This window comes from Bosea beijingensis (assembly GCF_030758975.1).
Classification (GTDB): Bacteria; Pseudomonadota; Alphaproteobacteria; order Rhizobiales; family Beijerinckiaceae; genus Allobosea; species Allobosea beijingensis.
In genome coordinates, this window is the sequence record NZ_CP132359.1 from 1,511,956 (window position 1) to 1,536,956 (window position 25,001).

Annotated in this window: 25 protein-coding genes; 7 read left to right on the forward strand and 18 right to left on the reverse strand. The window is 67.2% G+C overall.

Annotated elements, in window-relative coordinates; all coding sequences use genetic code 11:
* Positions 1-2: 2 nt before the first annotated feature.
* The 9 genes from Q9235_RS07340 to Q9235_RS07380 form a co-directional block, all read right to left on the reverse strand.
* Positions 3-1,340, reverse strand: a complete 1,338-nt coding sequence (locus Q9235_RS07340; RefSeq protein ID WP_422678286.1) for an ABC transporter substrate-binding protein — start codon at positions 1,338-1,340, stop codon at positions 3-5.
* A 193-nt stretch (positions 1,341-1,533) separates the two neighbouring features.
* Positions 1,534-2,889: a sigma-54-dependent transcriptional regulator gene (locus Q9235_RS07345; RefSeq protein ID WP_306226157.1), complete on the reverse strand. Its 1,356-nt coding sequence runs from the start codon at positions 2,887-2,889 to the stop codon at positions 1,534-1,536.
* Positions 2,886-4,829, reverse strand: a complete 1,944-nt coding sequence (locus Q9235_RS07350) for an ATP-binding protein (RefSeq protein ID WP_306226158.1) — start codon at positions 4,827-4,829, stop codon at positions 2,886-2,888. Before Q9235_RS07350 ends, Q9235_RS07345 begins: the two co-directional genes overlap by 4 nt.
* Complete coding sequence (locus Q9235_RS07355) at positions 4,826-6,202, reverse strand: ABC transporter substrate-binding protein (RefSeq protein ID WP_306226159.1); 1,377 nt, start codon at positions 6,200-6,202, stop codon at positions 4,826-4,828. The genes Q9235_RS07350 and Q9235_RS07355 overlap by 4 nt, the downstream gene beginning before the upstream one ends.
* A 128-nt stretch (positions 6,203-6,330) precedes the next feature.
* Positions 6,331-7,260, reverse strand: a complete 930-nt coding sequence (locus Q9235_RS07360) for an arginase family protein (protein WP_306226160.1) — start codon at positions 7,258-7,260, stop codon at positions 6,331-6,333.
* Positions 7,261-7,328: 68 nt separating this feature from the next.
* Positions 7,329-8,447 (reverse strand): ABC transporter substrate-binding protein, encoded by a 1,119-nt coding sequence (locus Q9235_RS07365; RefSeq protein WP_306226161.1) that lies wholly within the window; start codon positions 8,445-8,447, stop codon positions 7,329-7,331.
* Between the two features lie 19 nt (positions 8,448-8,466).
* Positions 8,467-9,270 (reverse strand): ABC transporter permease, encoded by an 804-nt coding sequence (locus Q9235_RS07370; RefSeq protein ID WP_306226162.1) that lies wholly within the window; start codon positions 9,268-9,270, stop codon positions 8,467-8,469.
* Positions 9,271-9,272: 2 nt separating this feature from the next.
* Positions 9,273-10,127, reverse strand: coding sequence for an ABC transporter permease (locus Q9235_RS07375; protein WP_306226163.1), 855 nt, complete (start codon positions 10,125-10,127; stop codon positions 9,273-9,275).
* Positions 10,124-11,218 carry an ABC transporter ATP-binding protein gene (locus Q9235_RS07380; protein ID WP_306226164.1) on the reverse strand — a complete coding sequence of 365 codons (1,095 nt, stop codon included), beginning with the start codon at positions 11,216-11,218 and terminating at the stop codon, positions 10,124-10,126. Before Q9235_RS07380 ends, Q9235_RS07375 begins: the two co-directional genes overlap by 4 nt.
* A 175-nt stretch (positions 11,219-11,393) precedes the next feature.
* On the opposite strand from Q9235_RS07380, the gene Q9235_RS07385 reads away from it, so the two are divergent.
* Positions 11,394-12,251 (forward strand): LysR substrate-binding domain-containing protein, encoded by an 858-nt coding sequence (locus Q9235_RS07385; RefSeq protein WP_422678287.1) that lies wholly within the window; start codon positions 11,394-11,396, stop codon positions 12,249-12,251.
* 34 nt (positions 12,252-12,285) lie between these two features.
* Here the strand turns inward: Q9235_RS07385 and Q9235_RS07390 are convergent, their stop codons facing one another.
* From Q9235_RS07390 to Q9235_RS07430, 9 genes are all read right to left on the reverse strand, one after another.
* Positions 12,286-13,521, reverse strand: coding sequence for a metal-dependent hydrolase family protein (locus tag Q9235_RS07390; protein WP_306226166.1), 1,236 nt, complete (start codon positions 13,519-13,521; stop codon positions 12,286-12,288).
* 40 nt (positions 13,522-13,561) lie between these two features.
* Positions 13,562-14,050 carry a GAF domain-containing protein gene (locus tag Q9235_RS07395; protein ID WP_047576679.1) on the reverse strand — a complete coding sequence of 163 codons (489 nt, stop codon included), beginning with the start codon at positions 14,048-14,050 and terminating at the stop codon, positions 13,562-13,564.
* 15 nt (positions 14,051-14,065) lie between these two features.
* On the reverse strand, positions 14,066-14,977 hold the full coding sequence (locus tag Q9235_RS07400) for a branched-chain amino acid ABC transporter permease (protein ID WP_306226167.1): 912 nt from the start codon (positions 14,975-14,977) through the stop codon (positions 14,066-14,068).
* Positions 14,977-15,840, reverse strand: a complete 864-nt coding sequence (locus tag Q9235_RS07405; protein WP_306226168.1) for a branched-chain amino acid ABC transporter permease — start codon at positions 15,838-15,840, stop codon at positions 14,977-14,979. The genes Q9235_RS07400 and Q9235_RS07405 overlap by 1 nt, the downstream gene beginning before the upstream one ends.
* Positions 15,837-17,042 (reverse strand): ABC transporter substrate-binding protein, encoded by a 1,206-nt coding sequence (locus Q9235_RS07410; protein WP_306226169.1) that lies wholly within the window; start codon positions 17,040-17,042, stop codon positions 15,837-15,839. Before Q9235_RS07410 ends, Q9235_RS07405 begins: the two co-directional genes overlap by 4 nt.
* A gap of 44 nt (positions 17,043-17,086) precedes the next feature.
* Positions 17,087-17,809 carry an ABC transporter ATP-binding protein gene (locus tag Q9235_RS07415; protein ID WP_306226170.1) on the reverse strand — a complete coding sequence of 241 codons (723 nt, stop codon included), beginning with the start codon at positions 17,807-17,809 and terminating at the stop codon, positions 17,087-17,089.
* Complete coding sequence (locus Q9235_RS07420) at positions 17,806-18,570, reverse strand: ABC transporter ATP-binding protein (RefSeq protein WP_306226171.1); 765 nt, start codon at positions 18,568-18,570, stop codon at positions 17,806-17,808. Before Q9235_RS07420 ends, Q9235_RS07415 begins: the two co-directional genes overlap by 4 nt.
* A complete protein-coding gene (locus Q9235_RS07425) occupies positions 18,567-19,223 on the reverse strand; it encodes a TetR/AcrR family transcriptional regulator (RefSeq protein ID WP_306226172.1) in 657 nt (218 codons plus the stop codon). The genes Q9235_RS07420 and Q9235_RS07425 overlap by 4 nt, the downstream gene beginning before the upstream one ends.
* Before the next feature lie 210 nt (positions 19,224-19,433).
* Positions 19,434-20,126 (reverse strand): YcbK family protein, encoded by a 693-nt coding sequence (locus tag Q9235_RS07430; protein WP_306226173.1) that lies wholly within the window; start codon positions 20,124-20,126, stop codon positions 19,434-19,436.
* A gap of 342 nt (positions 20,127-20,468) precedes the next feature.
* On the opposite strand from Q9235_RS07430, the gene Q9235_RS07435 reads away from it, so the two are divergent.
* From Q9235_RS07435 to nuoE, 6 genes are all read left to right on the forward strand, one after another.
* Positions 20,469-20,849, forward strand: a complete 381-nt coding sequence (locus Q9235_RS07435) for an NADH-quinone oxidoreductase subunit A (RefSeq protein ID WP_061968175.1) — start codon at positions 20,469-20,471, stop codon at positions 20,847-20,849.
* 65 nt (positions 20,850-20,914) lie between these two features.
* Complete coding sequence (locus Q9235_RS07440) at positions 20,915-21,499, forward strand: NuoB/complex I 20 kDa subunit family protein (RefSeq protein WP_306226174.1); 585 nt, start codon at positions 20,915-20,917, stop codon at positions 21,497-21,499.
* A gap of 41 nt (positions 21,500-21,540) precedes the next feature.
* On the forward strand, positions 21,541-22,146 hold the full coding sequence (locus Q9235_RS07445; protein ID WP_306226175.1) for an NADH-quinone oxidoreductase subunit C: 606 nt from the start codon (positions 21,541-21,543) through the stop codon (positions 22,144-22,146).
* The gene (locus tag Q9235_RS07450; protein ID WP_306226176.1) at positions 22,146-22,586 is read left to right on the forward strand and encodes a GFA family protein; all 441 of its coding nucleotides are present in this window, start codon (positions 22,146-22,148) and stop codon (positions 22,584-22,586) included. The genes Q9235_RS07445 and Q9235_RS07450 overlap by 1 nt, the downstream gene beginning before the upstream one ends.
* On the forward strand, positions 22,583-23,773 hold the full coding sequence (locus tag Q9235_RS07455; protein WP_306226177.1) for an NADH-quinone oxidoreductase subunit D: 1,191 nt from the start codon (positions 22,583-22,585) through the stop codon (positions 23,771-23,773). The genes Q9235_RS07450 and Q9235_RS07455 overlap by 4 nt, the downstream gene beginning before the upstream one ends.
* Positions 23,773-24,990: an NADH-quinone oxidoreductase subunit NuoE gene (nuoE, locus tag Q9235_RS07460; RefSeq protein ID WP_306226178.1), complete on the forward strand. Its 1,218-nt coding sequence runs from the start codon at positions 23,773-23,775 to the stop codon at positions 24,988-24,990. The genes Q9235_RS07455 and nuoE overlap by 1 nt, the downstream gene beginning before the upstream one ends.
* The last annotated feature ends 11 nt before the right edge of the window (positions 24,991-25,001 follow it).

Sequence of the window (25,001 nt, forward strand, 5' to 3'; positions counted from 1 at the left end):
AGTTACTTCGCCGCCTTCAGCGCCTCTTCCGCCTTGGCCTTGGCCTTGGCGTAGTTGTCGCGGGCGAAGCTTGCCCATTGCGCCTCGACCTCGGCCTGGCGGGCGCCCTTCTCCTTGCCGCCGGTGAAGGCGCCGCGCAGCTCCGGGCTCGCGGCCTGCGCCTCTGTCACCGGCATGGCGGCGAGCAGCACGCGGGCTTCCTCGGCCATCGCCTTGGCCTTGTCGTTCGGCTTCTTGGCCAGCGCCGCATCGACCTCGTGCAGCACCTTGTTGACGCCCTTCAGCCCGTCGAGCTGGAAGGAGATGATCTGGTCGAACAGTGTGTCGACCACCGCGGTGCGGCCTTCCGACTTGTCGACGTCGAAGCCGATCATCTTCTGGAAGCGCGGATCGGTGAAGGGATTCGGATAGTCGGCACCCGCCTTGGCATAGACGGCCGGGTTGACCGGCAGGCGGCGGATGCCGGGCTCGAGCAGCACTTCCTGGCCGGTCGGCGACAGCAGGAACTCGATGAAGGCTTCGGCTGCGGCCTTGTTCGGCGGGTTCGCGATGATGCCGACATTGGCCGGCACGACCGTCGTCACGCTCGGATAGACGAACTTGACCGGGAAGCCGGAGGCCTGGGCCGAGAAGGCGAAGAAGTCGATGACGATGCCGACGCCGACCTGCCCGGAATTGACCTGCTCCGGCACGCCGAAGGAGCGCTCGTTGATCGAGCGGAAATTGCCGGCCATCTCCTTGATGGTCCGCCAGCCCTTGTCCCAGCCTTCGCCCTGCAGGATCGTCTCGATCGTCAGATGCGTCGTGCCGGAGCGCGACGGTGCCGCGATCGAGACATGGTCGTAGAACACCGGCTTGGCGAGGTCCTGCCATTCCTTCGGCTCGGGCAGCTTGTTGGCCTTGGCGTAGCGGTCGTTCCACATGATGCCGTAGCCGGAGGCCGCGAAGCCGAAATAGAAGCCCGCCGGATCGTTGATCGGATAGGAGCCGATCTTCTCGGGGATGCCGGTCGCCTTGGGCTTGTAGGCGGTGAGCAGCTTCTTGCCCTTCAGCACCTCGAAGGCGTCGGGCGCCGAGGCCCAGAACAGGTCGACCTGGTTGTTGGCCTTGGTTTCCTCGACGTATTTCACGCCGGCATTGGTGTTGCGGTTCTGCACTTCGAGCGTGACGCCCGGCACCGCCTTCTCGAAGGCCTTCTTGATCGGGTCGGTGACGTCCTTGGAGAAGGAGGTCACCACCGTGACCTTGCCGGCCGGCGCCTGTGCCAGCGCGATGGTCGTAAACGAGGCGCTCAGCGACAGGCCGAGAGTGGCCGCGAGCGCGGTCCGACGATTCAACATGGCTTCCTCCCGAAGCAGATTTTTTGGCTCGACGTCGAGGTCGATGCTTTCCGCTCAGCAACCGCGATGCCAAGTGCGAGCGGTATTGATTTCGTTGCGGAATTCGGGAGGAGGGGTTTTCAGTTCCCCAATTTCGGGGGTGTAGCGGTAACCTGCCAACACCCCTGATGGGTCATTGCGGTAACATCGTCTCTCAGTCCGCGAGCGCCGCCGATCCGCTCAGGCCGTAGCGGCGCATCTTCAGGTAGAGCGTCTTGCGAGTGATGCCGAGCGCTGCGGCCGTGACGCCGATGCGGCCGTTATGGCGCTTCAGCGCGGCCCCGATCCCGTCCGCCTCGGCGACCGCGACCAGCTCCTCCAGCGTGCGCTCCGCACCATCGGAGGCCGTCGCGCTGGCATCCGCATCCTCGAAATCCTCGTCCATGCCGAGCAGGCTCCGCTCGGCGGCATTGCGCAATTCGCGGACATTGCCCGGCCAGTCCTGCCGCGCCAGCCTTTGCAGCAGGTCGCGCCCCAGCGGAGGAGCGGAACGGCCGACACGGGCAGCGGCGAGCGCGAGGAAGTGCTGGAACAGCAGCGGAATGTCCTCGCGTCGGTCGCGCAGGGGCGGCAGGCGCAGCGTTATGACGTTGAGCCGATAAACGAGGTCCTCACGGAAGCCGCCAGCCTTGGCGAGCGCGGCGAGGTCGGTCTTGGTCGCGGCGACGATGCGGATATCGACGGCGATCTCCTTGTTGGAGCCGAGGCGCTCGATCCGGCGCTCCTGCAAAGCGCGCAGCAGGCGCACCTGAGCCGCCATCGGCATCGACTCGATCTCGTCGAGGAAGAGCGTGCCGCCGCTGGCATGCTCGATCTTGCCGATCCGCCGCTCGCGCGCGCCTGTAAAGGCGCCGGCCTCGTGTCCGAACAGCTCGCTCTCGATCATCGTCTCGGGGATCGCCCCGCAGTTCACCGCGACGAAGCGTCCGCCGCGGCGATTGCCGAGATCGTGCAGCGCGCGGGCCGCGACCTCCTTGCCGGTCCCGGTCTCGCCGAAGAGCAGCACATCGGTATCCGCATCGGCGAGCAGGGCAAGCCGGCTGCGCAGGCGCGCGACGGCCGGCGAATGCCCGACGACACGCGCAGCCCACGGGTCCTCGGAATGAGCCCCGGCCTTGAGCGAACGGTTCTCGATGATCAGCCGGCGGTATTCGCTGGCGCGCCGGATCGTCTCGATCAGGCGGACGGGGTCGGCGGGCTTTTCGACGAAATCCCAGGCACCTTCGCGGATCGCCTTAACTGCCATGGGAACATCGGCATGGCCGGTGATCAGCACGACGGGGATCTCTGCATCGATCGCGGTCACGGCCGAGAGCAGTCCGAAGCCGTCGCGGCCGGGCATGCGGACATCGCTGACCAGCACGGCAGCGGCATCGCGGCCAAGCTCTGCCAGGGCGGCATCGCCGGAGCGCTTGGCGGTGACTGTGAAGCCTTCGAGTTCCAGCGTCAGCCGCCAGGCTTCGAGTACCTCGGCATCGTCATCGACGAGGACGACCTTGGGAGCGCTCATGCGTCGATTTCCAGCGGGGCCATGACGTGGGCTGTCGTCCCTTCGAGCGTGATCAGGAAGCGGGTGCCGGCAGGGCCGGTCTCTGCGACCGCGAGCGTGCCGCCGAGGTCCTTGATGATGTTGTAGGACAGCGAGAGCCCGAGGCCGAGCCCCGAGCCGACCGGCTTGGTCGTGAAGAACGGGTCGAAGATGCGTTCGAGATGGGCCCGGTCGATGCCGGGGCCGCTATCGGCGACCCAGATCTCGACCTTGTGGCCGTTCCGACGCGCGCCGATCGCGATCGCGGATTCCTCCATGCCGGTGACGGCATCGAGCGCATTGGCGATGAGATTGACCAGAACCTGCTCAAGCCGGATCTCCTCTGCATGGACATGGAGGCGCCCGGAAGGCAGATCGCGCGTGAGCGTGACGCGCTCAGCCGCGAATCGCGGCTCGAACAGCGACAGCGCGGTTTCGATGGTGTCGCCGACCGCGACCGGAGTCAGCACCACGCCGGGCTTGCGGGCAAAGCGTCTGAGATGCGCGATCAGGTCGGCGGCGCGCGTCGTCAGCGCCTGGATGCGGCCGATCGCCTTCTGCGCCTCCTCAGGCCGGCCCCGCTCCAGCAGCAGCGCGCCGTTATGGGCATGGGAGCGGATCGCGGCGAGCGGCTGGTTGAGCTCGTGGCTCAGGCCCGCCGCCATCTGCCCCAGCGCGGCGAGCTTGGCCGCCTGGATCAGGTCGTCGCGCGTCTGCCGGAAGACGGTGAGCGCGCGAGTGAGGTCGCCGAGTTCGTCATTGCCCGCCTTCGGTAGCAGCGCCGAGGACTGGCCGCTGGCGATGCTGGTCGCAGCTTCGGTCAGGACGCGCAGGCGCGCCACGAGATGGCGCCGGACATAGAACCAGCCGATCAATAGCGCGCCGATGAGCGAGGCCGCGGCGATGGCGAGCAGCAGGTTGCGGCCGAGCCGGATCGCCTCGGCCGAGCGGTCGGCGGCCTCCTTCGCCACGGCCTCGGTCCGCTGCACCTCCTGCGAAACCAGTGAGCCCAGTTCCGTGACGAGGCGGCGGCTTTCCGAGATCAGGCGCTGCGCATCGGCGAGCGCGGCGAGTTCCGAACGCTTGAGGCCCGGCAGGCCGGTCGTCGTATCGGCGAGTCCGATCAGGCGCTGCGTGATCTGCCGGACCGTGATCGTGTCGGGCCAGCCGGTGAGCGCCTTGGCCTCGACCTCGAGCTGGTCGACCGCCTCGCCGATGACATGGCCGGTCTGCTCCATGTCCTCGCGGGTCTGCACCGTGCCGAGGCGCCCGAACAGGCCGACGATCAAATTGGCCTGGGCATTGAGCGTCATCAGCGCTTCGCTCTTGCGGGTCTCCTCGCGGATCGTGTTCGGCTTGGCGGAGGACGACGCTTCGCTGCTGAGCTGGCCGAGCGCCGTATCGATATTGAAGCGGGCATCGTCGGTCAGCGGCTCGATCTCGTCGATGAGATCGGCCTGGAGCCAGCGCAGCTCCTCGCTGACGCCGCGGATGCGCTCGGCCAGCGTGAAGCGCCGCCCCGCGACATCATCGATCGCGCCGAGATTGCGGCGTATCTCGGCCGCAACGGCGGTCAGGGCGGGCGCGTCGAAGCCGCTGCCGGTGCGCTCGGATAGCACCTTGTCGAGTTCGCTCAAGCGCTCTCCCACCACGCGCCGGCCGCGCTCGTAGCTGTCGCGCCGTTCGGCATTGGCCAGTTCCGGCATGCCGGCGATGACGCGGGCGCTGGCTTCGGCCAGCCTTGCGGCGGAGGCGAGGCCGGGCAGATGCTCGCGTGCGATAGCCGCCAGCTCCTTGCTGAGGCGCTCATAGGAGATCACGCCGACGATGCCGGCACCGACCGCGAAGAGGCCGACGCCGAGGAAGGCTGCGATCAAGCGCCCGCCGATGCCGAAACGCCGCTTGGGCAGGGCAGGCGTCATGGCCGCGCCCCGGTCAGGCTCTCGTCGCGCCAGCCCAAAGCCGCGAGCCGCTCGGCGGCCTGTTGCAGGCCGTCGCCGGCTTCCGTTGCGCGGGCCGCGATCGCAGTCCTGATACCGGCTTCGATCCGAGCCTGTTCCTCGGGCACGGGCAGGCCGCGCGGCACGCGGGCGAGGTTGCGGAAACGCCCGGGCTCTCCGAGTTCCGCGGCCGAGATCGGAGGCTGCGTCAGTGCGGCCCGCGCCTGGGTCAGCAGCTTCGCGGCCTGTTCGTCAGGGCGCGTGAGCAGCGCCGCTTCCATCGCCTGGAGGCTGCGCCAGAGCCTGGCATGCTCGGTGCGGCGGAAGGTGATCCACTCATCGAAGATCAGGTTGACCAGTTCGTAGCGCCCGGCCGAGAGGCCGGCGTCGAAGCCTGTCCGGTTGAAGATGCCTTCGGTCTCCGAGAGATGCGGCGGCGTCTCGTCCGGTCCATAGGCCGAGGGCGAGACGGCGAGGCGCCCGATCCGGGGCTCGCGCAGCATCGTCTGGCCTTCGCGGGAAAGCACGAAATCGATGAAGAGCTCAGCCTCCTTCGGGTTGGGCGAAGTCGCGAGCCTTGCGATGCTGGCAGGTGCGAACAGGGTCTCGCCCGGCAGCACGAAACGGTTGCCTTCGCCCTCGGCGCTCTTGGCCTCCGTCAGGAAGTCGATGGAGATACCGATGCCGAAGCGGCCGCGGGCAACGCCAGCGGTGACGCCGAAACTGCGCGCCGTGATCGTCGCGAGATTGCCGCCGATCGCCGACCAAAGCGCCCAACCGCGTTCCCAGCCGAGCGATTGCAGCAGCGCCTCGACCATCAGATGCGTCGTGCCGGAGCGGGCAGGCGAGGTCAGGCCGATATGGCCGGCATAGACCGGCGCGGCGAGATCGGCCCAGTTGCGCGGCACGGGCAGGCCGCGCCCCGCCAGATAGGCGGGGTTGTAGACCAGCCCGTAGCCCGAGACGGCGAAGCCGAGATAGCGGTGATCGGGATCGTTGACCGGATAGCCGGCGATGGTCTCCGGCGCACCGGTCGCCCGCGGCTGCACAGGTGCCAGCAGGTTCGCGCGCTTCAGCAACTCGAAGGCGTCCGGCGCCGAGGCCCAGAACAGGTCGGCTTCCGGCCGCTTCTGCGTGCGGATATCGACGACCGCCGCCGTCGTCTTGCGCTGCACCACCTCGACGGCGATGTCGGGATGCCGGTTGCGGAAGGCGTTGCGGAACGGCTCGAAGAAGGAGGGCGGGAACGAGGTGATGATCTGGACGCGCCGCCCCTCGGCCATGCCGGCGGCCGGCCAGCCGAAAGCCAGCAGGGCGAGGAGGACAAGCCTGATCGTGGCGGCGCAGCGACCCATGAACCCGTCATATAGCCGGCTTCGTGGCCCGGCTAGGCTGGGCGCGTCTTCATCTGGCGCGCCGGGCCAGCCTCTACCCTACGGGCAGGGAAGCCGATGGCTTGTCAGGGCGCCTCTGCTGGAGGCTGTTACGCTCCCGTCGCGGCCTTCGACTGATGCTGCCGGGCGATCAGGTTGAGCGCGTTCAGCGTCACCTGGGCCGCGAGCAGCGCCGACATGCCGCCGACATCATGCGGCGGGCTGATCGTGTTGATGTTGACGCCCACCAGATTGAGCCCGGCGCAGGCTTCCAATACCGCCAGCCCCTCCCGCGAGGTCGCGCCACCCCAGGTCGGCGTGCAGACGCCCGGTGCGACCGAGGGGTCGAAGAAATCCATGTCGTAGGAGAGATAGACCGGCCGGTCGCCGATATGGGCGCGGATCTCGGCAAAGACCTTGGCGATGCCGCGTTCCAGCAATTCGGCAAGCGGGATCACGTTGTAGCCGAGGCTGCGCCCGTACTCGCCGACGCCGGGCAGCATCGTCGTGCCGCGCATGCCGATCTGGTAGGAGCGGGTTGCGTCGACGAGTCCTTCCTCGGCGGCGCGGCCGAAGGCGGTCGCGGTGTTGTAGCCCTCGATCGGATAGGCGTCGGTATGGGCGTCGATATGGATGGTGACGAGATCGGGATAGACCCGGTGCAGCGCCCGCATCTCCGGCAGCGCGATGGCGCCGTCGCCGCCGAGCGTCACCGCGACGGCCCGCGTCTCGGCGATGGCGCCGACCGCCGCCTCGATCGCGACATAGGAGGCTTCGAGATCGCCGGGGCTGACCTTGGCATCGCCGACATCGACCACGCCGAGCGCCTCCAGCGGGTTGATGCCGTTGACGAAGTCGAAGGCGCGCAGCAGCAGCGACTGCTCGCGGATCGAGGACGGCCCGAGCCTGGAGCCGACGCGCTGCGGATGGGTGCCGCAATCGAAGGGCAGGCCGAGGACCACCGCCTTGGCGTCGCCGATCTCGGTGCGGTGCGGGACGCCCATGAAGGTCTGGGCGAGCGAAAACGGCGCCGTTGTCATCAATAGTCCTGTGTCTTGGTCGGAGAGGCAGGGACGGGCGGCGCGATGCCGCCCGTCAGTGTCGAGGCTCAGGACGCGATCGCGTCCATGTAGCGGGCGAGGATGGTGGCGTAGTGCTGCGCGTACCACTCGTTGTCGACGGCGACCTGGCGCGCGAAATTCTCCGGCGATCCGCAGTCGAGCGCCTTCATCTCGGCCGGCACCATCGCGGCGGCGGCCGGGTTGACCGGCCCGTTGCCGACACGCTTGAACAGTTCGACCTGGCTCTTCGGGTCCTGCGCCGCGGCGATGAACTTCCAGGCGCCGGCCTTGGCCGGGTTGCCCTTCGGCACGATCCAGGCGCCGGGGAACAGGATGCCGTCCTCGAAGGTGAACTTGATGTGGTCGCCGACCTCCTTGGCGAGCAGCATCGAGCGCGTGTGCCACAGGTTCCCCATCACGACCTCCTGGTTGCGGAAGAGCTGCTGGCTCTCCGCGCCGGTGGTCCAGAAGATCGTGTGCGGCTTGATCTCCTTGATCTTGGCGAGCGCCCGGTCGACATCGATCGGGTAGATCTTGTCGCGGCTGACGCCGTCGGCGAGCAGCGCCGCCTCCAGCATGCCCTCGATATTGTTGCGGAGCGTGCGCTTGCCCGGGAATTCCTTGACGTTCCAGAAGTCCTTCCAGTTCTTCGGCGCCGGCCCCTTCAAGGCCTTGGCGTCGTAGGTCAGCACGAAGGAATAGAGATAGGCGCCGACGCCCCAGTCCGAGCGATGCGCGGCGCGGACCTTGTCCTGCGACACGATCGACCAGTCGACCTTCTCGAGCAGGTTCTGCCGGCCGAGCTCGATCGAGGCCGGCACGGTGCGGTCGCAGACGTCCCAGGTAACAGTGCCGCTCTCGACCATAGCCTTGATCTTGCCGGAGCTCGGCCCCGAGCCGTTGATCAGCGCCTTCGCGCCGGGATTGGCCGCGTTGAAGGGCTGGGCCCAGATCGCGTCATAGGCCGGCACGGCATCGCCGCCCCAGTTTACGACGACGATCTCGCCGGTCTGCGCATGGGCCGGCGTCAGGCGCAGGCCAGCCGGGATCGCACCCAGCATGGCCAGCGCCTGCAGGAAGCGACGGCGATGCACGCGCTTGCCCTCGGTCTCCCGGCGCAGGATCGCCAGGCAGTCGTCACGGAATTCCTGATGCTCTCTGGTCATGCTGGTCTCCCCTCTGTTGTCAGGCTTTTGCGGCGGTGCTGCGCAGCGTCGAGATCGCGACGGCGGCGAAGGTGAGGGCGATCATCACCGTGCCGAGCGCGGCGATGGCGGGATCGATATTGTCGGCGAGCCCCTCCCAGATCCGGCGGGGTAGGGTGGTGACGGCGCGGCTGGTGACGAAGAGCGCGACGATGGTCTCGTCCCAGGAGGTGATGAAGGCGAAGGCGGCGCCGGCGATGATGCCGGCCTTGATCTGCGGCAGCACGACCCAGCCCATCGCCTGCCGCGGATTGGCGCCGAGACTGCGCGCCGCCTGCTCCAGCCTTGGATCGACATTGGCCAGCGTGCCCGCGACGGTGAGCACCACGAAGGGCAGCCCCTTCATCGCGTGGATCAGGATGAGGCCGAGATAGGTGTCGAGCAGCCCGAGCGTCGCCCATGCCCGGTAGAAGGCGACGGCATGCACGATCGGCGGCACGATGATCGGTGCCAGCAGCAAAAGGCGCAGGCGCTTGGCGAGCGGCGCCCCGAGACGCCAGGCCCCGAGCGCGAAGGCCACGCCGAGCCCGGTCGCGAGCACCGTCGCGCCGATGCCGACGACGAGGCTGTCGACGATGCTCTTCGTCCAGCGGCCGTCGGTCACGAGGCTGTTGTAATGGCGAAACGAGATCGCATTGGTCGGCAGCGAGAGATAGCGCTCCGGCGTCAGCGAGATCGGGATGATCACGAGGATCGGCAGCAGCAGGAACGAGGCCGCCAGCCAGGCGACGATGCGGTTGAGCGAGATGCCGTTATGGGTCGAGGGGACGCCGAGCGCTGCCATGGCTATTTCCTCAGCGCCTGTTCGACATCCATGAAGCGGCTGAGCCACATCACGAGCAGCAGCACGGCGCCGAGCAGCACGGTCGCCAGCATCGCCGCCAGCCCCCAGCGCAGCGTCTCGGAGATCTGCACGCTGATGAATTCGGCCACCATGATCGTGCGCCCGCCGCCGAGGATCGCCGGGGTGATGTAGAAGCCGAGCGAGAAGATCATCACGATCACGCCCGCGCCGATCAGGCCGGGCAGGCTCAGCGGCAGGAAGACCCAGCGGAAGGCCTGTCCCGGCGTGGCGCCGAGCGCGCGGGCCGCCGGCACCAGCCGGTCGTCGATGCCGCGCAGGCTCGTGTAGAGCGGCAGGATCGCATAGGGCAGCATGTAATGGACCATGCCGATGATCACGCCGAGCTCGTTGCGCACGAGGCTGAGCGGGCTCTCGATCAGCCCGGTCGATAGCAGGATCGAGTTGACCAGCCCCTTCGACTGCAGCAGCGCGACCCAGGCGAAGGCGCGGATCAGGGCGCTGATCCAGAAGCTCGCGACGACGATACCGAGGAGTATCTGGCGCTCGCGCGGCCCGCATTGCAGCAGGGCATAGGCGACGACATAGCCGATCCCCAGCGCCAGAACCGTGGTGATCGCGCCGATCCTGAGCGTCGTCCAGAGCACGCGCTGCACGGCGCCGTTTTGGGCGAGCTCGGCATAGTTGGCGAGGCCGGGCTTGGGCACGGTGAAGCTCAGCACCAGCACGTTCAGCACCGGCACGAGATAGAACAGCGCCAGGAAGACGCAGGGCGACAGCAGCATCAGCCAGTAGAGCCGCTCGCTTCCGCCGGCGCTGGTGGCGGCAGCCGCGCTCACGGCGAGGCCTCGTTGCCGCGTACGAGGATCGCAGCATCCGGCGCCCAGGAGGCGACGATCGCCTCGCCCTCAGTGAAGCTGCGCTGCCCGGCCGGAACCGTCGCCAGCAGCGTCTCGCCATCCGCCAGCCTGACCTCGACCTCGACGGAGGAGCCGAGATAGGTGATGTCGGCGACCCTGCCGCTGACTTGGCAAGGCGCTGTTTCAGCCGCCGCAGCCGGCGCCGCCAGCCTGATCTTCTCCGGGCGGAGCGCGGCGACGGCTGCTTGGCCGGCCTGTGCCGCGATGCCGTTCCCGTTCGCCGTCGCGGCGAAACCGGGCATATGGATTTCGACCTGCCCGCCGCTGGCCGAGGCGATCTTGCCGCGCAGGAAATTGCTCTTGCCGAGGAAGCCGGCGACGAACTCTGTGGCCGGGCGCTCGTAGAGCTCGGCCGGCGGGGCGATCTGGAGGATGCGGCCGCGATCGAGGATGACGATGCGGTCCGACATCGTCAGCGCCTCCTCCTGATCGTGGGTGACATAGATGAAGGTCGAGCCGACTTCGCGATGGATCGAGCGGAATTCGGTCTGGAATTCCTTGCGTAGCGCTTTGTCGAGCGCGCTCAGCGGCTCGTCGAGCAGCAGCAGCTCCGGCGAGAAGACCAGCGAGCGGGCGAGCGCGACGCGCTGCTGCTGCCCGCCCGACAACTGGCGGGGATAGCGATGCGCGAAGGCCCCGAGCTTCGCCATCTCCAGCGCGGCCATGATCTTCGGCCGGGCTGCCTCACCGGTGATGCCGCGCGCCCTCAAGGGGAAGGCGACATTGTCGTAGACGGTGAGGTGCGGGAACAGCGCGTAGCCCTGGAAGACCACGCCGAAATTGCGCCGCTCGGGCGGCAGCGCGGTCACGTCGCGGCCGTCGAGCAGCATGCGCCCGCTGCTGGGCGCGACGAAGCCGGCGATGCTCATCAGGATCGTGGTCTTGCCCGAGCCCGAGGGGCCGAGCAGCGTGATAAACTCGCCGGCCTTGATCGTCAGATCGGTCGGTTCGAGCGCGACGAAATCGCCATAGCGCTTCCCAACCTTGTCGAGGACAAGCGAGTCTTTCACCGATGCAGTCCCATTCCCCATGCCGTTCAGGCTTGGAGCCATGGTCCCGTTTTCGCGGCTTCCGTCAAAAACGAAATGAGCTAAAAGGTATAAATCTGGATTATAACTTTGGGGCGGAACGGGCTTGGATACGCGGCATCTGGAAGCCTTCAGGGCCGTCATTGAGACGGGCTCGATGAGCGCCGCAGCAACCCTGCTGGCGAAGTCGCAACCGGCGATCAGCAATCTGATCACGCGGCTGGAGGACGAGCTCGGCGTCTCCCTGTTCGAGCGCAAGAAGGGCAGGCTGCAGGTCACGCCCGAGGCGACGTTGTTCTACGAGGAGGCGCGGCGCACGCTCGGCGTGCTCGAACGCACCCGGCAGGTCGCGCGCGATCTCAAAGGTCTGCGCTCGGGAACGCTGTCGCTGGCGAGCCAGCCCGGTCTCGCCACCTACGCCTTGCCGCCGATCATCGCCCGGCTGCTGACGCGCTGGCCGGACGGCACGGTGCGCTTCATCACTCGCTCGTCGCCGACCGTGCGCGATCTCGGTCGCATCGAGGCCTTCGATATCGGCTTCGCCGAGCATCCGATCGAAAGTCCGGCCCTGGTCATCGAGACCATCGATGTTCCCTGCGTCTGCATGGTTCCGGCCGATCACCCGCTGGCGGCCGAGCCGGTCATCACGCCGGCCCATCTCGACGATGCACCCTTCATCTCGCTCTATGCTGATCACTTCCTTCACGAAGCGATCGAACGCGCCTTCGCCGAGCATTCCGCGCGGCTGCGCATGGCGGTGCATGTCGAGTTCTTCGGCACTGCCTGCGCTTTGGTGATGGAGGGCGTCGGCGTCACCATCGTCGACGTCGTCACCAGCCTGCATTTCCGGAAGGTCGGGCTGGTGGCGCGGCCCTTCGCGCCGCGCCTGTCCTATCGCTACGCGATGTTCCAGCCTGCGCCGCGGCCGCTCTCGCGCATCGCCCGCGAATTCGTCGAGGCCTTCCGCGAGCACAATGCCGCGCTGATCCGCGAGCACAGCCCCTACGAGGATTGAAGCCGGCGAGGATGTCCCCGCCGGCTCCGAAGCGTCAGTTCAGGCTGGCGCGCTTCATGAAGGCGCCGCCCTTCATGATCAGCGGGATGTGCCGGCCCTGGCGGGTCAGGAGCGAGAGGTCCTTCAGCGGGTCGCCGTCGACGACGATCAGGTCGGCATGGGCGCCGGCGGAGACCGTGCCGATCAGGCCCTCCATCTTCAGGAGCTTGGCAGCGACATGGGTCGCCGAGGCGATGACCTCATGCGCCGGCAGGGCGCGGCCACGGATCACGAACTCTTCCGACTGGTACTTGTGCATCTCGCCGAGCAGGTCGCTGCCATAGGCCATGGTCAGGCCGGCCTTCTTCATGATCGCGAGCGATTCCATGCCGGCCGAGCGAACGACATCGACCTTGGCGACCGAATCCGGCGGGAAGCCGAGCTTCGGCCCGTCCGAGACCAGCTTGTCATAGGTCACCAGCGTCGGCACGGCGACGGCGCCCTTGGAAGCGGCGAGCTTCGCCGTCTCGGCCTGGATCAGGTTGCAATGCTCCAGCGAATGCACGCCGGCCTCGACGCAGCGGCGGATGGCGTCGTCGGTATAGACATGGGCCGAGACATAGGTGCCGGCCATCCGGGCCTCCTCGACCACGGCCTCCAGCTCGCTCACCGAGAAGCCGAGGAAATGGATCGGGTCGGTCGGCGAGGCGCAGCCGCCATTGGCCATGATCTTGATGAAGTCGGCCCCGCCCTTCAGCTCCTCGCGCGCGGCGCGGCGGACCTGGTCGACACCGTCGCAGATGCGGCCGAGCGCGCCCAGGCGATGGCGCTCGATCACGCTCGGACGGTCGTCATAGCGGCCGCGGAAATCGGCATGGCCGCCGGTCTGGCTCAGTGCCTTTCCGGAGATGACGAGGCGCGGCGTCGGAAAATCGCCTTCCTCGGTCGCCTGCTTCAGGCCGAAATCGGCGCCGCCGACATCGCGCACCGTGGTGAACCCGCGCATCAGCATCGCCCGCATGATCCCGAAGGAGCGCGCGGTGACCAGCGAATCCGGCAGGCGTGCATTCGCGCCGAGATCGGCGACACCGGCGACGACGTGGACATGAGCGTCGATCAGTCCGGGCATCAGTGTCTTGCCCTTGAGATCGACGACCTTGGCCTTGGCCGAGGTCACGGACTTGCCGACCTCGCGGATGGTGCCGCCCTCGACGAGGACGCTGACGGGCGCGCCAGCCTCCGGCGCCGAGCCGTCGACGATGCGGGCATTGGTGAACAGGGTTGAAGCCACTGGCATGTTCCTTCGGTCAGGTTGCGTCGGGGAAACGGGATCAGGCGGCCTTGTTGGCGGCGCGCGCGGCGAGGAAGGCCGGCACCAGCAGAGGCGCCAAACGCTCCACCGGCGCGACATGCTCCTCGCGGTAATGGTGCTCGGGCGCGAGCAGGTTGATGGTGCCGACGACCTTGCCGTCATAGATCGCGGGGATGTTGATCACGGAGCCGAGCCCCATGCTCTCGATCAGCTCGTGGTCGAAGAACGCCCAGCGGATGCCGGCCTTGTCCTTGCCGAGATAGGGTTGGCGGCCGTCCAGCACATGCTTGCCCCAGGGCGTCGGGCCCATCGTCTTGCGGCCGGAGACCGGGTACTCGGCCGGGCGGTTGGAATAGATGCGCGCGACCTCCTGCCCGTCGACATAGAGCAGCGTGAACAATTCATGGCCGACGAGGCGGCGAGTGATGTCCTCGAAGGCCTTGAACACCGTGTCGGGCTGGCCGGGCTCCCTGATGAGGGCGGAGAGGGTGGCGAGATCGTCGGACATGGGCAGGCCTTCGGTTTAAGCGGCGGTCGGAGGAACCGGCGCCTTCGGGATGCGCTCGGGCAGGATGCCCTGCGGCTTGAGATGCAGGACGAGGATGAGGGCGATGCCGATCAACATCTCGCGCGTGGCTGCGAGCTGGACCGGCTGCAGGCCGGGCACCCATTCGGTGACGAAGCGCGTCGCCTCCAGGAAGATCACGACGAGATAGGCGCCGAGCACGGCTCCGCTCGGACGCCCGACGCCGCCGGCCGTGACGGCGAGGAAGATGTAGATCGTGATCAGCGGCTGGAAATGGTCAGGCGAGACATAGGACTGGAAATGGGCGTAGAGCGCGCCCGCCAGCGCCGCGATCGCAGCCGAGAGCGCGAAGGCCTGGAGCTTGAAGCGCAAAACCGGCTTGCCGGCGAAGGACGCGAGCTGCTGGTCCTCGCGGATCGCCTTCAGCGCCCGGCCATAAGGCGAGGCATCGAGCCGGCGCAGGAGCGCCCAGACGATCACCAGCACCAGCGTGGCGAGGCCGAGATAGAAATAGGCGAAGTTCTGCGTGCCGAGCTCTGCCTTGAGCGGCGCCTTGATGCCGGAAATGCCGTCCGAGCCGTTGGTCAGCCAGCGCTCGTTCAGCGCCACCAGCCGGATGACTTCCGCGAAGCCGAGCGTGACGATGGCGAGATAGTCATCGCGCAGGCGTAGCGTCGCGAAGGTGACGACGAGGCCGACCGCAGCGCCCACGACGAGCGCCGCGCCCCAGCCGATCAGCACCGGCGCTCCGGCTCCCGTCGCCAGCGCAGAGGCATAGGCACCGACCGCAAAGAAGCCGGCGAGGCCGAGATTGACCAGGCCGGCACTGCCCCAGATCAGGTTGAGGCTGAGCGCGAGCAGGCCGTAGATGGCGCAGAGCGTTAGGGTGAAGATCAGATAGGACAGCATTAGGCGGCCCTTTCCCCGAGGAGGCCGCGCGGCCGGAAGGTGAGCATCAGCAGGATCGCGACGAAGCCGACGCCGGTGCGGTAGGTCGCGGGCACGACGAGCAATGCGAGCTCCTCGGCGATGCCGAGCATCAGCGCGCCGGCGACGGCGCCGGGGATCGAGCCGAGCCCGCCGAGCACGGCCGCAGCGAAGACCGAGAGCAGCACGCGATAGCCCGTCAGCGGATCGATCGAGGTATCGAGCCCGATCAGCACGCCGCCGACGCCGGTCAGGCCTGCGCCCAGAAACAGCGTGACGATCGCGATCTTGGCGGGGTCGATGCCCTTGAGCCGGGCGAGGTCGGGATTGTCGGCGACGGCGCGCATCGCCTTGCCGAAGCGGGTATAGCGCAGGAACAGGAACATCGCCGCCATGATCGCGACGGCGAGCAGCAGGCTCTGGAGCTGCTGGGGGCCGATGCGCAGATCGCCGAAGCGCATGTCGCGCGCGATCGGCAGGTCGTAGCCGCGCATCTCGTTGCCGAAGATGAAGCGGACGATGTTCTCGAGCACGAGATTGAGCGCGATCGAGGCGATGGCCACGATCAGCGCGCCGTTGTTGCGCAGGCGCTTCAGCGAGGTCTCTTCCGCGACGACGCCGACAACGCCCGTCACCGCGAAGGCGACGAGGAGCGCGGCGGGCACCGGCAGCCCCATCGCGACATTCGCCCACCAGGCGGCGAAGGCGCCGATGGTGGCATAGGCTGCGATGGCGAAGTTCGGATAGCGCAGCACCGCGAAGATGGCGGAGAAGCCGATGGCCGGGACGGCGATCAGCGTCCCGGTCATCACCCCGTTGACGAGCGCCTGCAGCAACTGGCTCACGCGATCTTCACCAGCGTCAGCTTGCCGCCCTGGACCTGCTCGTATCGGAACTGGCAGTCCGCGATGTCGCCGGTTTCGGTGAAGTCGCAGGGGCCGCTGGCGCCGTCATAGTCGACCGGCTGCTTGGCGGCGATCGCCTTGAGACCGTCGAGCGCGTTGTCGACCTTGGCGCCGCCCTGCGCCTGGCTGACCTTGCGCACCGCGTCCTTGATCGCGGTGCCCGAGCTGTCGCCGGCGATCGCGATCGCCATCAGGATCAGGTTGATCTGGTCGTAGACCTGGGTGGTGTAAGGATCGGGCGAGGCGACGCCGATCATCTTGACCAGCCGGGCATAGGCCTTCGAGCCTTCGGCCGGCGAAGGCGCGATGGTGAAGGTTTTGTCGACGACCTCGGCCGGCACGCTCTCGACCAGCTTCTGGTTGACCGCATAGCCGAAGGCGACCTTCAGCCCGCCATAGCCGGCGCGATAGGCGTCCTTGAGCATGACGGCGGTGTCGGGCGTGTAGCCGCCGAAGATGATCGCGTCGGGCTTGAAGCGCAGCACTTCGTCGATCTCGCTGCGATAGGCCGGCTTCTTGTCGTCATAGATCAGCGAGCCGGTCTCGCCGCCGGCCTTTTTCACGGCCTCGGTGATGTTGTCGAACTGGCTCTTGGCGAAGGGCGTCTGCGGCGAGAGGAAGAAGACGCGCTTGGCCTTCTCGGCGATGCAGAATTCGCCGAACTTGCGGCCCTGCAGGGTCGTGTTGGGCTGGGTGCGGATCAGGTAGCCCTGATGCGGGAGCTGCGTGATCGAATCGGCACCCGAGACGGTGGCAAGGAAGGTCTTCGATTCCCAGCACAGCGGTGCGACGGCGGTTGTGACGGCCGAAGACCAGGTGCCGAGGATGGCCGAGACCTTGTCGACATCGATCAGCTTGCGGGCGGCGCGCACGCCGGCTTCCGGGCTGGTCTGGTCGTCTTCCGAGATCAGCTCGACCTTGCGGCCGAGCACGCCGCCGGCAGCGTTGACCTCGTCGACCACGGCCTTCACCGCCTTGACCATCACCGGGCCATAGGGGCCGCCGGCGCCGGTGAGCGGCGTCAGCGTGCCGATCTTGATCGGCGCGCCCTGGGCGAGCGCGCGGCCGGGCAGGGCGGAAAGGCTGGCAAGCGCGGCGGCGCCTGCCAGAAGCGTGCGGCGGTCGGTCGTGAAAGCGGTCATGCTGTTCCCCTGTTGTCTTGTTGGTTTGCTGTCGTGTCGTCGTCCTAGCCGCCGAGGAAGAGCCGGCGGATTTCGGGATCGGTGGCGAGCGCTGGCCCAGCGCCCTCGCTGCTGTTGCGGCCGGAGACCAGCACATAGCCGCGCGTCGAGATCTGCAGCGCTTCGAGCGCATGCTGCTCGACCATCAGGATCGGCAGGCCTCCCTTGTTGAGGGCGACGATCGCGTCGAACAACTCGTCGGCGGCCTTCGGCGAGAGCCCGGCTGTCGGCTCGTCGAGCAGCAGCAGGGCAGGGGCGTTCATCAGCCCCATCGCCATCGCGAGGATCTGGCGCTGGCCACCGGAGAGCGTGCGGGCCAGCGCCTTGCGCTTCTCGGCGAGCATCGGATAGCGCGCATACATTTGCTCGGCTCGTTCTCCGACCTTGCCCGGCTCCTGGAAGCCGCTGATCGCGAGGTTCTCGGCGACCGTCATCGCGCCGAAGACATTGCGCTCCTGCGGCACGAAGCCGATGCCGGCCCTGGCCCGGCCGAGCGCGTTCTCGCGGGTGACGTCGCCGCCCTTGAGCCTGATCGTGCCGTCTCGCGCCTGCACGAGCCCGGCGATGGTCTTGAGCAGCGTCGATTTGCCGGCGCCGTTGGGGCCGATGATCGAGACGATCTCGCCCGGCGCGACCGTGAGCGAAGTGCCCTTCAGGATCTGCTCGGCCGCGCCATAGCCGGCGACGACGCCTTCGACGGCGAGGAGTTCGCCCTGTGCCGCGCTCAATGACGCCTCCCGAGATAGGCTTCCTGCACGCGGGTGTCGGCGGCGACCTCGTCGAACGACCCTTGCGTCAGCGTCTTGCCCTCGGCCATGACGATGACGGGCGCGCAGAGCTTCCTGATCAGCCCCATGTCGTGCTCGATCAGGCAGATCGTCAGCCCGTCGCGATTGAGCGCGACGAGATGCTCGGCGATCTGCTCGGTCAGGCTCGGATTGACGCCGGCCATCGGTTCGTCGAGCAGCAGGATTTTCGGCTCGGCCATCAGAGCGCGGCCGATCTCGACCAGCTTCTTCTGGCCGCCGGAGAGGGCGGTGACGGGGTTGTCGAGCACATGGTCGAGCTTCAACCTGCGGGCGATGCCGAAGGCGCGCTCGGAGAGTTCGGCCTCGCGCTTCTTCGCGCTCCCTGTGCCAATCAGCCCGGCCAGCAGGCCCTCGCCCGGCTGGTCGGCGCCGTAGAGCATCAGGTGCTGGAAGACGCTGAGCTTGGGAAAGCCGCGCGCGAGCTGGAAGGAGCGCACCAGCCCCGCCGCGACCAGCTTCTCCGGCGGCATTCCGGCCGTCTCGGTCGCGCCGAGCCTGACCGAGCCGGCCTGCGGCCGATAGAGCCCGGAAACCGCGTTGAACAGTGTGGACTTGCCGGCGCCATTCGGCCCGATCAACCCGGTGAAGGAGCCTTGCGGCACCGCGAAATCGACGCCGCGCAGCACCTGCACGCCGTAGAAGCCGAGCTTCAGCCCCTGGATGGTCAGAGCAGCCGTCATGCCACCGCCGTCTTGCGCCGGCCGGATTGGGCAGCCGCTGGTTTCATCGGGAAATGCTGCCTGACCTGCTGCTTCCAGAAGCTGAGCAAGCCCTCGTAATAGGCCGGGTCGTTCGGCCGCAGCACGGTCTGGCTGATCATGCCGCGGACCAGGCACATGGTCGCGTTCATCACGGTGCGGGTATGGTCGGGGTCGGTGCCGGCGCGCGCCGCAAGCGCGGTCCAGACCGCGTCGAGCCCGGCATGGAATTCCTTGACGGTCGGGATCAGGTCGGCGCGGAAAGCCGGGTTGTGGCGGGCTTCCGGCAGGTATTCCATCGTCACGTAGAACAGCCGGTCGTCCATCATGCGCCAGGCATAGTCGACGATCTCGTCGCTGGAGCCGCCGCGCGCCATGAAGTCCTCGGCGAAACGGTGCAGATCGCGCGCCGCCTTGCCGAGCATGTCGGCGACCGAGGCGCTGATGATTGCCTCGCGGCCGGCGAAATGATGGGTCAGGGCCCCGCGGGAGACCCCGGCCATGCGGGCGATCTCCGGGGTGGTGGTGCGGGCGAGCCCCTGGTCGTGCAGCAGGTCGATGGTCGCGTTCATCAGCCGCGCGGAGGTCTCCGCGCTGCGTTCCTTCTGCGATCGTCGCTTGCCGGCGCTGCTCATCCCGACCTCGCTCCCCTTGACGATGGGGAAACGGTGCGACTCAACTTACAAACAGTCAAGCCTGTTTTTTGAGAGGGCGAATCCACGCCGTCATTCTCGGACGGAGCGCCGCACAGATCCCATAATCTCATGCAGGAAAAGGCGATGCGCCTGCTTGTCATGAGATGCCCGAGGCAAGCCCGGGCATGACGCGATTCCGAGGAGAGACTCCTACCAGGGCCGGCGCGGCCCGGTATCGATATGGATCAGCCCGTTCCAGTAGACATGGTTGCCGCCGACTTCGGGCAGGGCGCGAACCCATTCCAGCACCAGTCGCGGCCTGACGCCGGGGACGCGAAAATCCATCGCCTGGCAGCCCTTGTGATAGGAGCCGCGCCGGGCGCGCCAGGGTGGCCGCCAAGTCGAGGTCACCTTCACCGCTCCGTATCTGTCGGCGATCTTGCCGAGGATCAGCTTCAGTTCCTGCGGCAGGCAGGCGATGGAGGTGCCGGGGTCGGTCGAGATGCCCGGCCGTTCCGCCCTCTCGTTCGGATCGAAATCCGGCTCGGCACCAGCCTTTTGCCCTGGTGTCAGCTTCGGCCATTCGACGCCTTCGTCGTCATCCGGCTCACCGGGCTGGGGTGGCGTGGCTTCGGCAGGCGGGGTTTCCGGGGCCGGCGTCGCGGGTGGAGTTTCCTCGGAAGAAGCCGGCACCGGCGTATCGGGAGCAACTGCGCGCGGCGTTGGCGGAGGCACGATGATGGGAGGCAGCTTCGGCGTGCCCTCGATGTCGAGATCGAACGGGCGCTGCGGCGGCAGCGGCGCGCGCATCGGCTCGCCTTCCTGTGCGGAGACGGCAGCCGCCGAGAGCAGCAGGGCGAGCGCCGGCATGGCCAGCGCGCGCGGGAGGCAGGCCGGGCTCATCGTGCCGTCGGGCGTCCGCTACAGGATGACTGACGAGCGGAGCGAGGATCACGAAACATCGAAGGCCTTTCGGGATGAAGCGCTCGCGCAGCCGGCAACGATTCGGCACGGTGAACGGATGATTGCCGCTGCCGCATGCCGAAAGCAGACGATTTTGTCGGATTTTCGCCGTTGCTCTGCATGGCGGTGGCGGGACGTAGCCGGATTTTGCCCTAATCTGCGCTGGGTTCAACCCGGATACGGCGATTGTGCGGCGCGGCGGAGTCTTGCTTCATTCTAATCGAGGGTCTAAGCGACTGGGACAGCGAGCCGCCCCCGCGGGCGTCTGAAGTGAGTTCGACCATGCAAGCTGCCACGGTGCCTTCCATCCTGAGCGACTACCTGCCGCTGGTGCTGTTCATCGGCGTCTCGGCGGTGATCGGCCTGGCCTTGCTGATCGCGCCCTTCGCGATCGCCTATTCCAAGCCGGATGCGGAAAAGCTCTCGGCCTATGAATGCGGCTTCAACGCCTTCGACGATGCCCGCATGAAGTTCGACGTCCGCTTCTATCTGGTCGCGATTCTCTTCATCATCTTCGATCTCGAGGTCGCGTTCCTGTTCCCCTGGGCCGTCGCCTTCGGCGGGCTCGGCTGGTATGGTTTCTGGTCGATGATGATCTTTCTCGGCGTGCTCACCGTGGGTTTCATCTACGAGTGGCGCAAGGGCGCGCTGGAGTGGGACTGACTGTCGGGTTGCGAGGCGGCGCTCCGCTTTCGATCCGGCAGGCAAAGGTTCACAAGGATTAGGTTATGGCAATCACAGCGATCGATCGTGGTGATCCGCTCGTCGCGCAGGCGCCGAGGGGCTTGCTCGGTCCCGACGGCAAGCCGCTGGGAGCGCGTGATCCGTTCTTCGTCGAGATCAACAACGAGCTGGCCGACAAGGGCTTCCTCGTCACCGCCACGGATGATCTGATCAACTGGGCCCGTACCGGCTCGCTGATGTGGATGACCTTCGGTCTGGCCTGCTGCGCCGTCGAGATGATGCAGCTCTCGATGCCGCGCTACGATGTTGAGCGCTTCGGCTTCGCGCCGCGCGCCTCGCCGCGCCAGTCGGACGTGATGATCGTCGCGGGCACGCTGACCAACAAGATGGCCCCGGCGCTCCGCAAGGTCTACGACCAGATGCCGGAGCCGCGCTACGTCATCTCGATGGGCTCCTGCGCCAATGGCGGCGGCTACTACCACTACAGCTACTCGGTGGTGCGCGGCTGCGACCGCATCGTCCCGATCGACATCTATGTCCCGGGTTGCCCGCCGACGGCCGAGGCGCTGCTCTACGGCGTCCTGCTGCTGCAGAAGAAGATCCGCCGCACCGGCACGATCGAGCGCTGAGCGCTCTTTCGGTCGATGCTGCAGGCGATGAAGGTGAGACGATGAGCGAAGCGCTCGTACAACTCGGCGAAGAGATCAAGGCCGCGCTGCCCGGCGCGGTGACGGAGGCCGTCGTCGCCTTCGAGGAGCTCACGATCCATGCCGAGGCGGCTTCGATCGTCGCGGTGCTGCGCACGCTCTACAGCGATCCGCGCTTCCGCTTCGTGAACTTCACCGACATCGCCGGCGCCGATTATCCCGGCCGCGAGAAACGCTTCGACGTCGTCTATCATATGCTTGCGCCGCACCATAACCGCCGCATCCGCGTGAAGGTGCAGACCGACGAGGCGACGCCCGTCCCCTCCGTCATCGACGTGTTCCCGGCGGCGAACTGGTTCGAGCGCGAGGCCTACGACTTCTACGGTATCCTCTTCTCCGGCCACCCGGATCTGCGCCGCATCCTCACCGATTACGGTTTCGAGGGTTATCCGCTGCGCAAGGACTTCCCGCTGACCGGCTTCGTCGAGGTCCGCTATGACGACGAGCAGAAGCGCGTCGTCTACGAGCTGGTGAAGCTCAACCAGGAATTCCGCAACTTCGATTTCCTCTCGCCCTGGGAAGGCACGGATTACGTGCTGCCGGGCGACGAGAAGGCGAAGGGGGCGTGATGACTGCTGCGGCGAAAAAGCTGTCTGGCGGTTGTCTCTGCGGCGCGGTGCGTTTCACCGCCGTGCCCAAGAAGGCCGAGATGGATGCGTGCCATTGCGGCATGTGCCAGCGCTGGAGCGGCGGCGTCTTCATGGCCGTGTCCTGCGGCGAGGTCGCCGTCGAGGACGAGAGCGAGCTTGGCACCTATCCTTCGTCGGAATGGGCGATGCGCCAGTTCTGCAAGCGTTGCGGCTCCAGCCTGTTCTGGCGACTGCGCGAGGGTGGCGACCATGTCGCGGTCTCGTTCCAGAGCTTCGACGACAAGAACTCCTTCATCTTCCTCGAAGAGATCTTCATCGACGCGAAGCCCGCGCTCTATGATTTCGCCGGGGAACGCCCCCGGCTGACGGGCGCCGAGGTGCTGGCGCGCTTCGAGGCGCAGCAGGAAGGCCGGTCATGACCGAGCACAATATCCGCAATTTCTCGATCAATTTCGGCCCGCAGCACCCGGCCGCGCACGGCGTGCTGCGTCTGGTGCTGGAGCTCGACGGCGAGATCGTCGAGCGTGTCGATCCGCATATCGGCCTGCTGCATCGCGGCACCGAGAAGCTGATCGAGGCCAAGACCTATCTCCAGGCCGTGCCCTATTTCGACCGGCTCGACTATGTCGCGCCGATGAACCAGGAGCATGCCTATGCGCTGGCGGTCGAGCGCCTCGTCGGCGTGACCGTGCCGCGCCGCGGCCAGCTCATCCGCGTGCTCTATTCCGAGATCGGCCGCATCCTCTCGCATCTCCTGAACGTCACCACGCAGGCGATGGACGTCGGCGCCCTCACGCCCCCGCTCTGGGGCTTCGAGGAGCGCGAGAAGCTGATGATCTTCTACGAGCGGGCCTGCGGCGCGCGCATGCACGCAGCCTATGTCCGTCCGGGCGGTGTCCACCAGGATATCCCGGTCTCGCTGATCCACGACATCGCCGAATGGTGCGATCCGTTCCTCAAGGTCTGCGACGACCTCGAAGGCCTGCTCAGCGACAACCGCATCTTCAAGCAGCGCAACGTCGATATCGGCGTGGTCGATCTCGAGACCTGCTGGAAATGGGGCTTCTCGGGCGTGATGGTGCGTGGCTCCGGCGCGCCCTGGGACCTGCGCAAGTCGCAGCCCTACGAGTGCTACGAGGAGCTGGAGTTCGACATTCCCGTCGGCAAGAACGGCGACTGCTTCGACCGCTATCACATCCGCATGGAAGAGATGCGCCAGTCGGTCCGCATCATGAAGCAGTGCTGCGACAAGCTGCTGGCCCCCGATGGCGGCGGCCCGGTCTCCTCGCTCGACGGCAAGATGGTGCCGCCCAAGCGCGGCGAGATGAAGCGCTCGATGGAAGCGCTGATCCACCATTTCAAGCTCTATACGGAGGGCTACAAGGTGCCGGCCGGCGAGGTCTATGCCGCCGTCGAGGCGCCGAAGGGCGAGTTCGGCGTCTATCTGGTTTCGGACGGCACCAACAAGCCCTATCGCTGCAAGATCAAGGCCCCGGGCTTCGCCCATCTCCAGGCCATGGATTTCATGTGCCGCAAGCACATGCTCGCCGACGTCTCCGCGATCCTCGGCTCCCTCGATATCGTCTTTGGTGAAGTTGACCGCTGATGTCCGTCCGTCGTCTCGCCCCTGATCCGGTTCAGCCCGCCTCCTTCGCCTTCACCGCGGCGAACGAGAACTGGATCGTCCAGCAGATCGCCAAGTACCCCGAAGGCCGGCAGGCTTCCGCCGTCATCCCGCTGCTGTGGAAGGCGCAGGAGCAGGAGGGCTGGGTCTCCCGCGCCGTGATCGAGACCGTCGCGAAGCGCCTCGGCATGGCGCCGATGCGGGTGCTGGAGGTCGCGACCTTCTACACCATGTTCAACCTGCAGCCGGTCGGCGAATTCTTCGTCCAGCTCTGCGGTACGACGCCCTGCGCGCTGCGCGGCGCGGAAGCGCTGAAGAAGGTCTGCGAGGACGTCATCGGCCCGCAATCGACCGTGACAGCCGACGGCAAGCTCTCCTGGCTCGAAGTCGAGTGCCTGGGCGCCTGCTGCAACGCCCCGATGGCGCAGATCAATGTCGATTACTACGAGGACCTGACGCCGGCGAATTTCCGCCAGCTCCTCGACGATCTCCGCAACGGCCGCGCCACCAAGCCCGGCCCGCAGAACGGTCGCACCGGCTCCGAGCCGGAAGGTGGTCCGCAGACGCTGACCGACAAGGCGCTCTATGACGGGTCGATGATCGGCGCCGGCGACTGGCAGAAGCGCATCGTCGAGCAGCGCAAGGCCGCTGCCGAAGCCGCCGCCGCCAAGGCCGCCGCCGAGGCGGAAGCCAAGAAGGCGGCCGAAGCCGAAGCGAAGAAGGCCGACGCGACCCCGGCCGCCGTCGCTGCCAAGCCTGCGACCGAGACGGCCGCTGCCGCCCGCCCGCAGCCTTCCTCGCCGACCCAGCCTTCCAACGCGGCCAAGGACACCCCGGCCGCCAAGGGCAAGGTCGAGAAGAAGGATGTCGCCGAGGCTGCCAAGCCTGCGGCGGCGGGTAAGGTCACCGCGACCGACGAGAGCAAGCCCGAACTGCTGACCGTGGCGCGCGGCGGCAAGGGCGACGATCTCGAGCTGATCTGGGGCGTAGGGCCGAAGCTCGGCAAGATGCTCAACGAGATGGGGGTCTGGCATTACGACCAGATCGCCAAGTGGACACCGGCGGAGCTCGCCTGGGTCGATGCGCGGCTGACCGGCTTCAAGGGCCGGGCGGAGCGTGACGACTGGATTGCTCAGTCGAAGAAGCTCGCGACGGGTTGGCGCCCGGAGTCGAAGCTTGGCGACAAGCCGGCAGAGTGAGGCACTAGGAC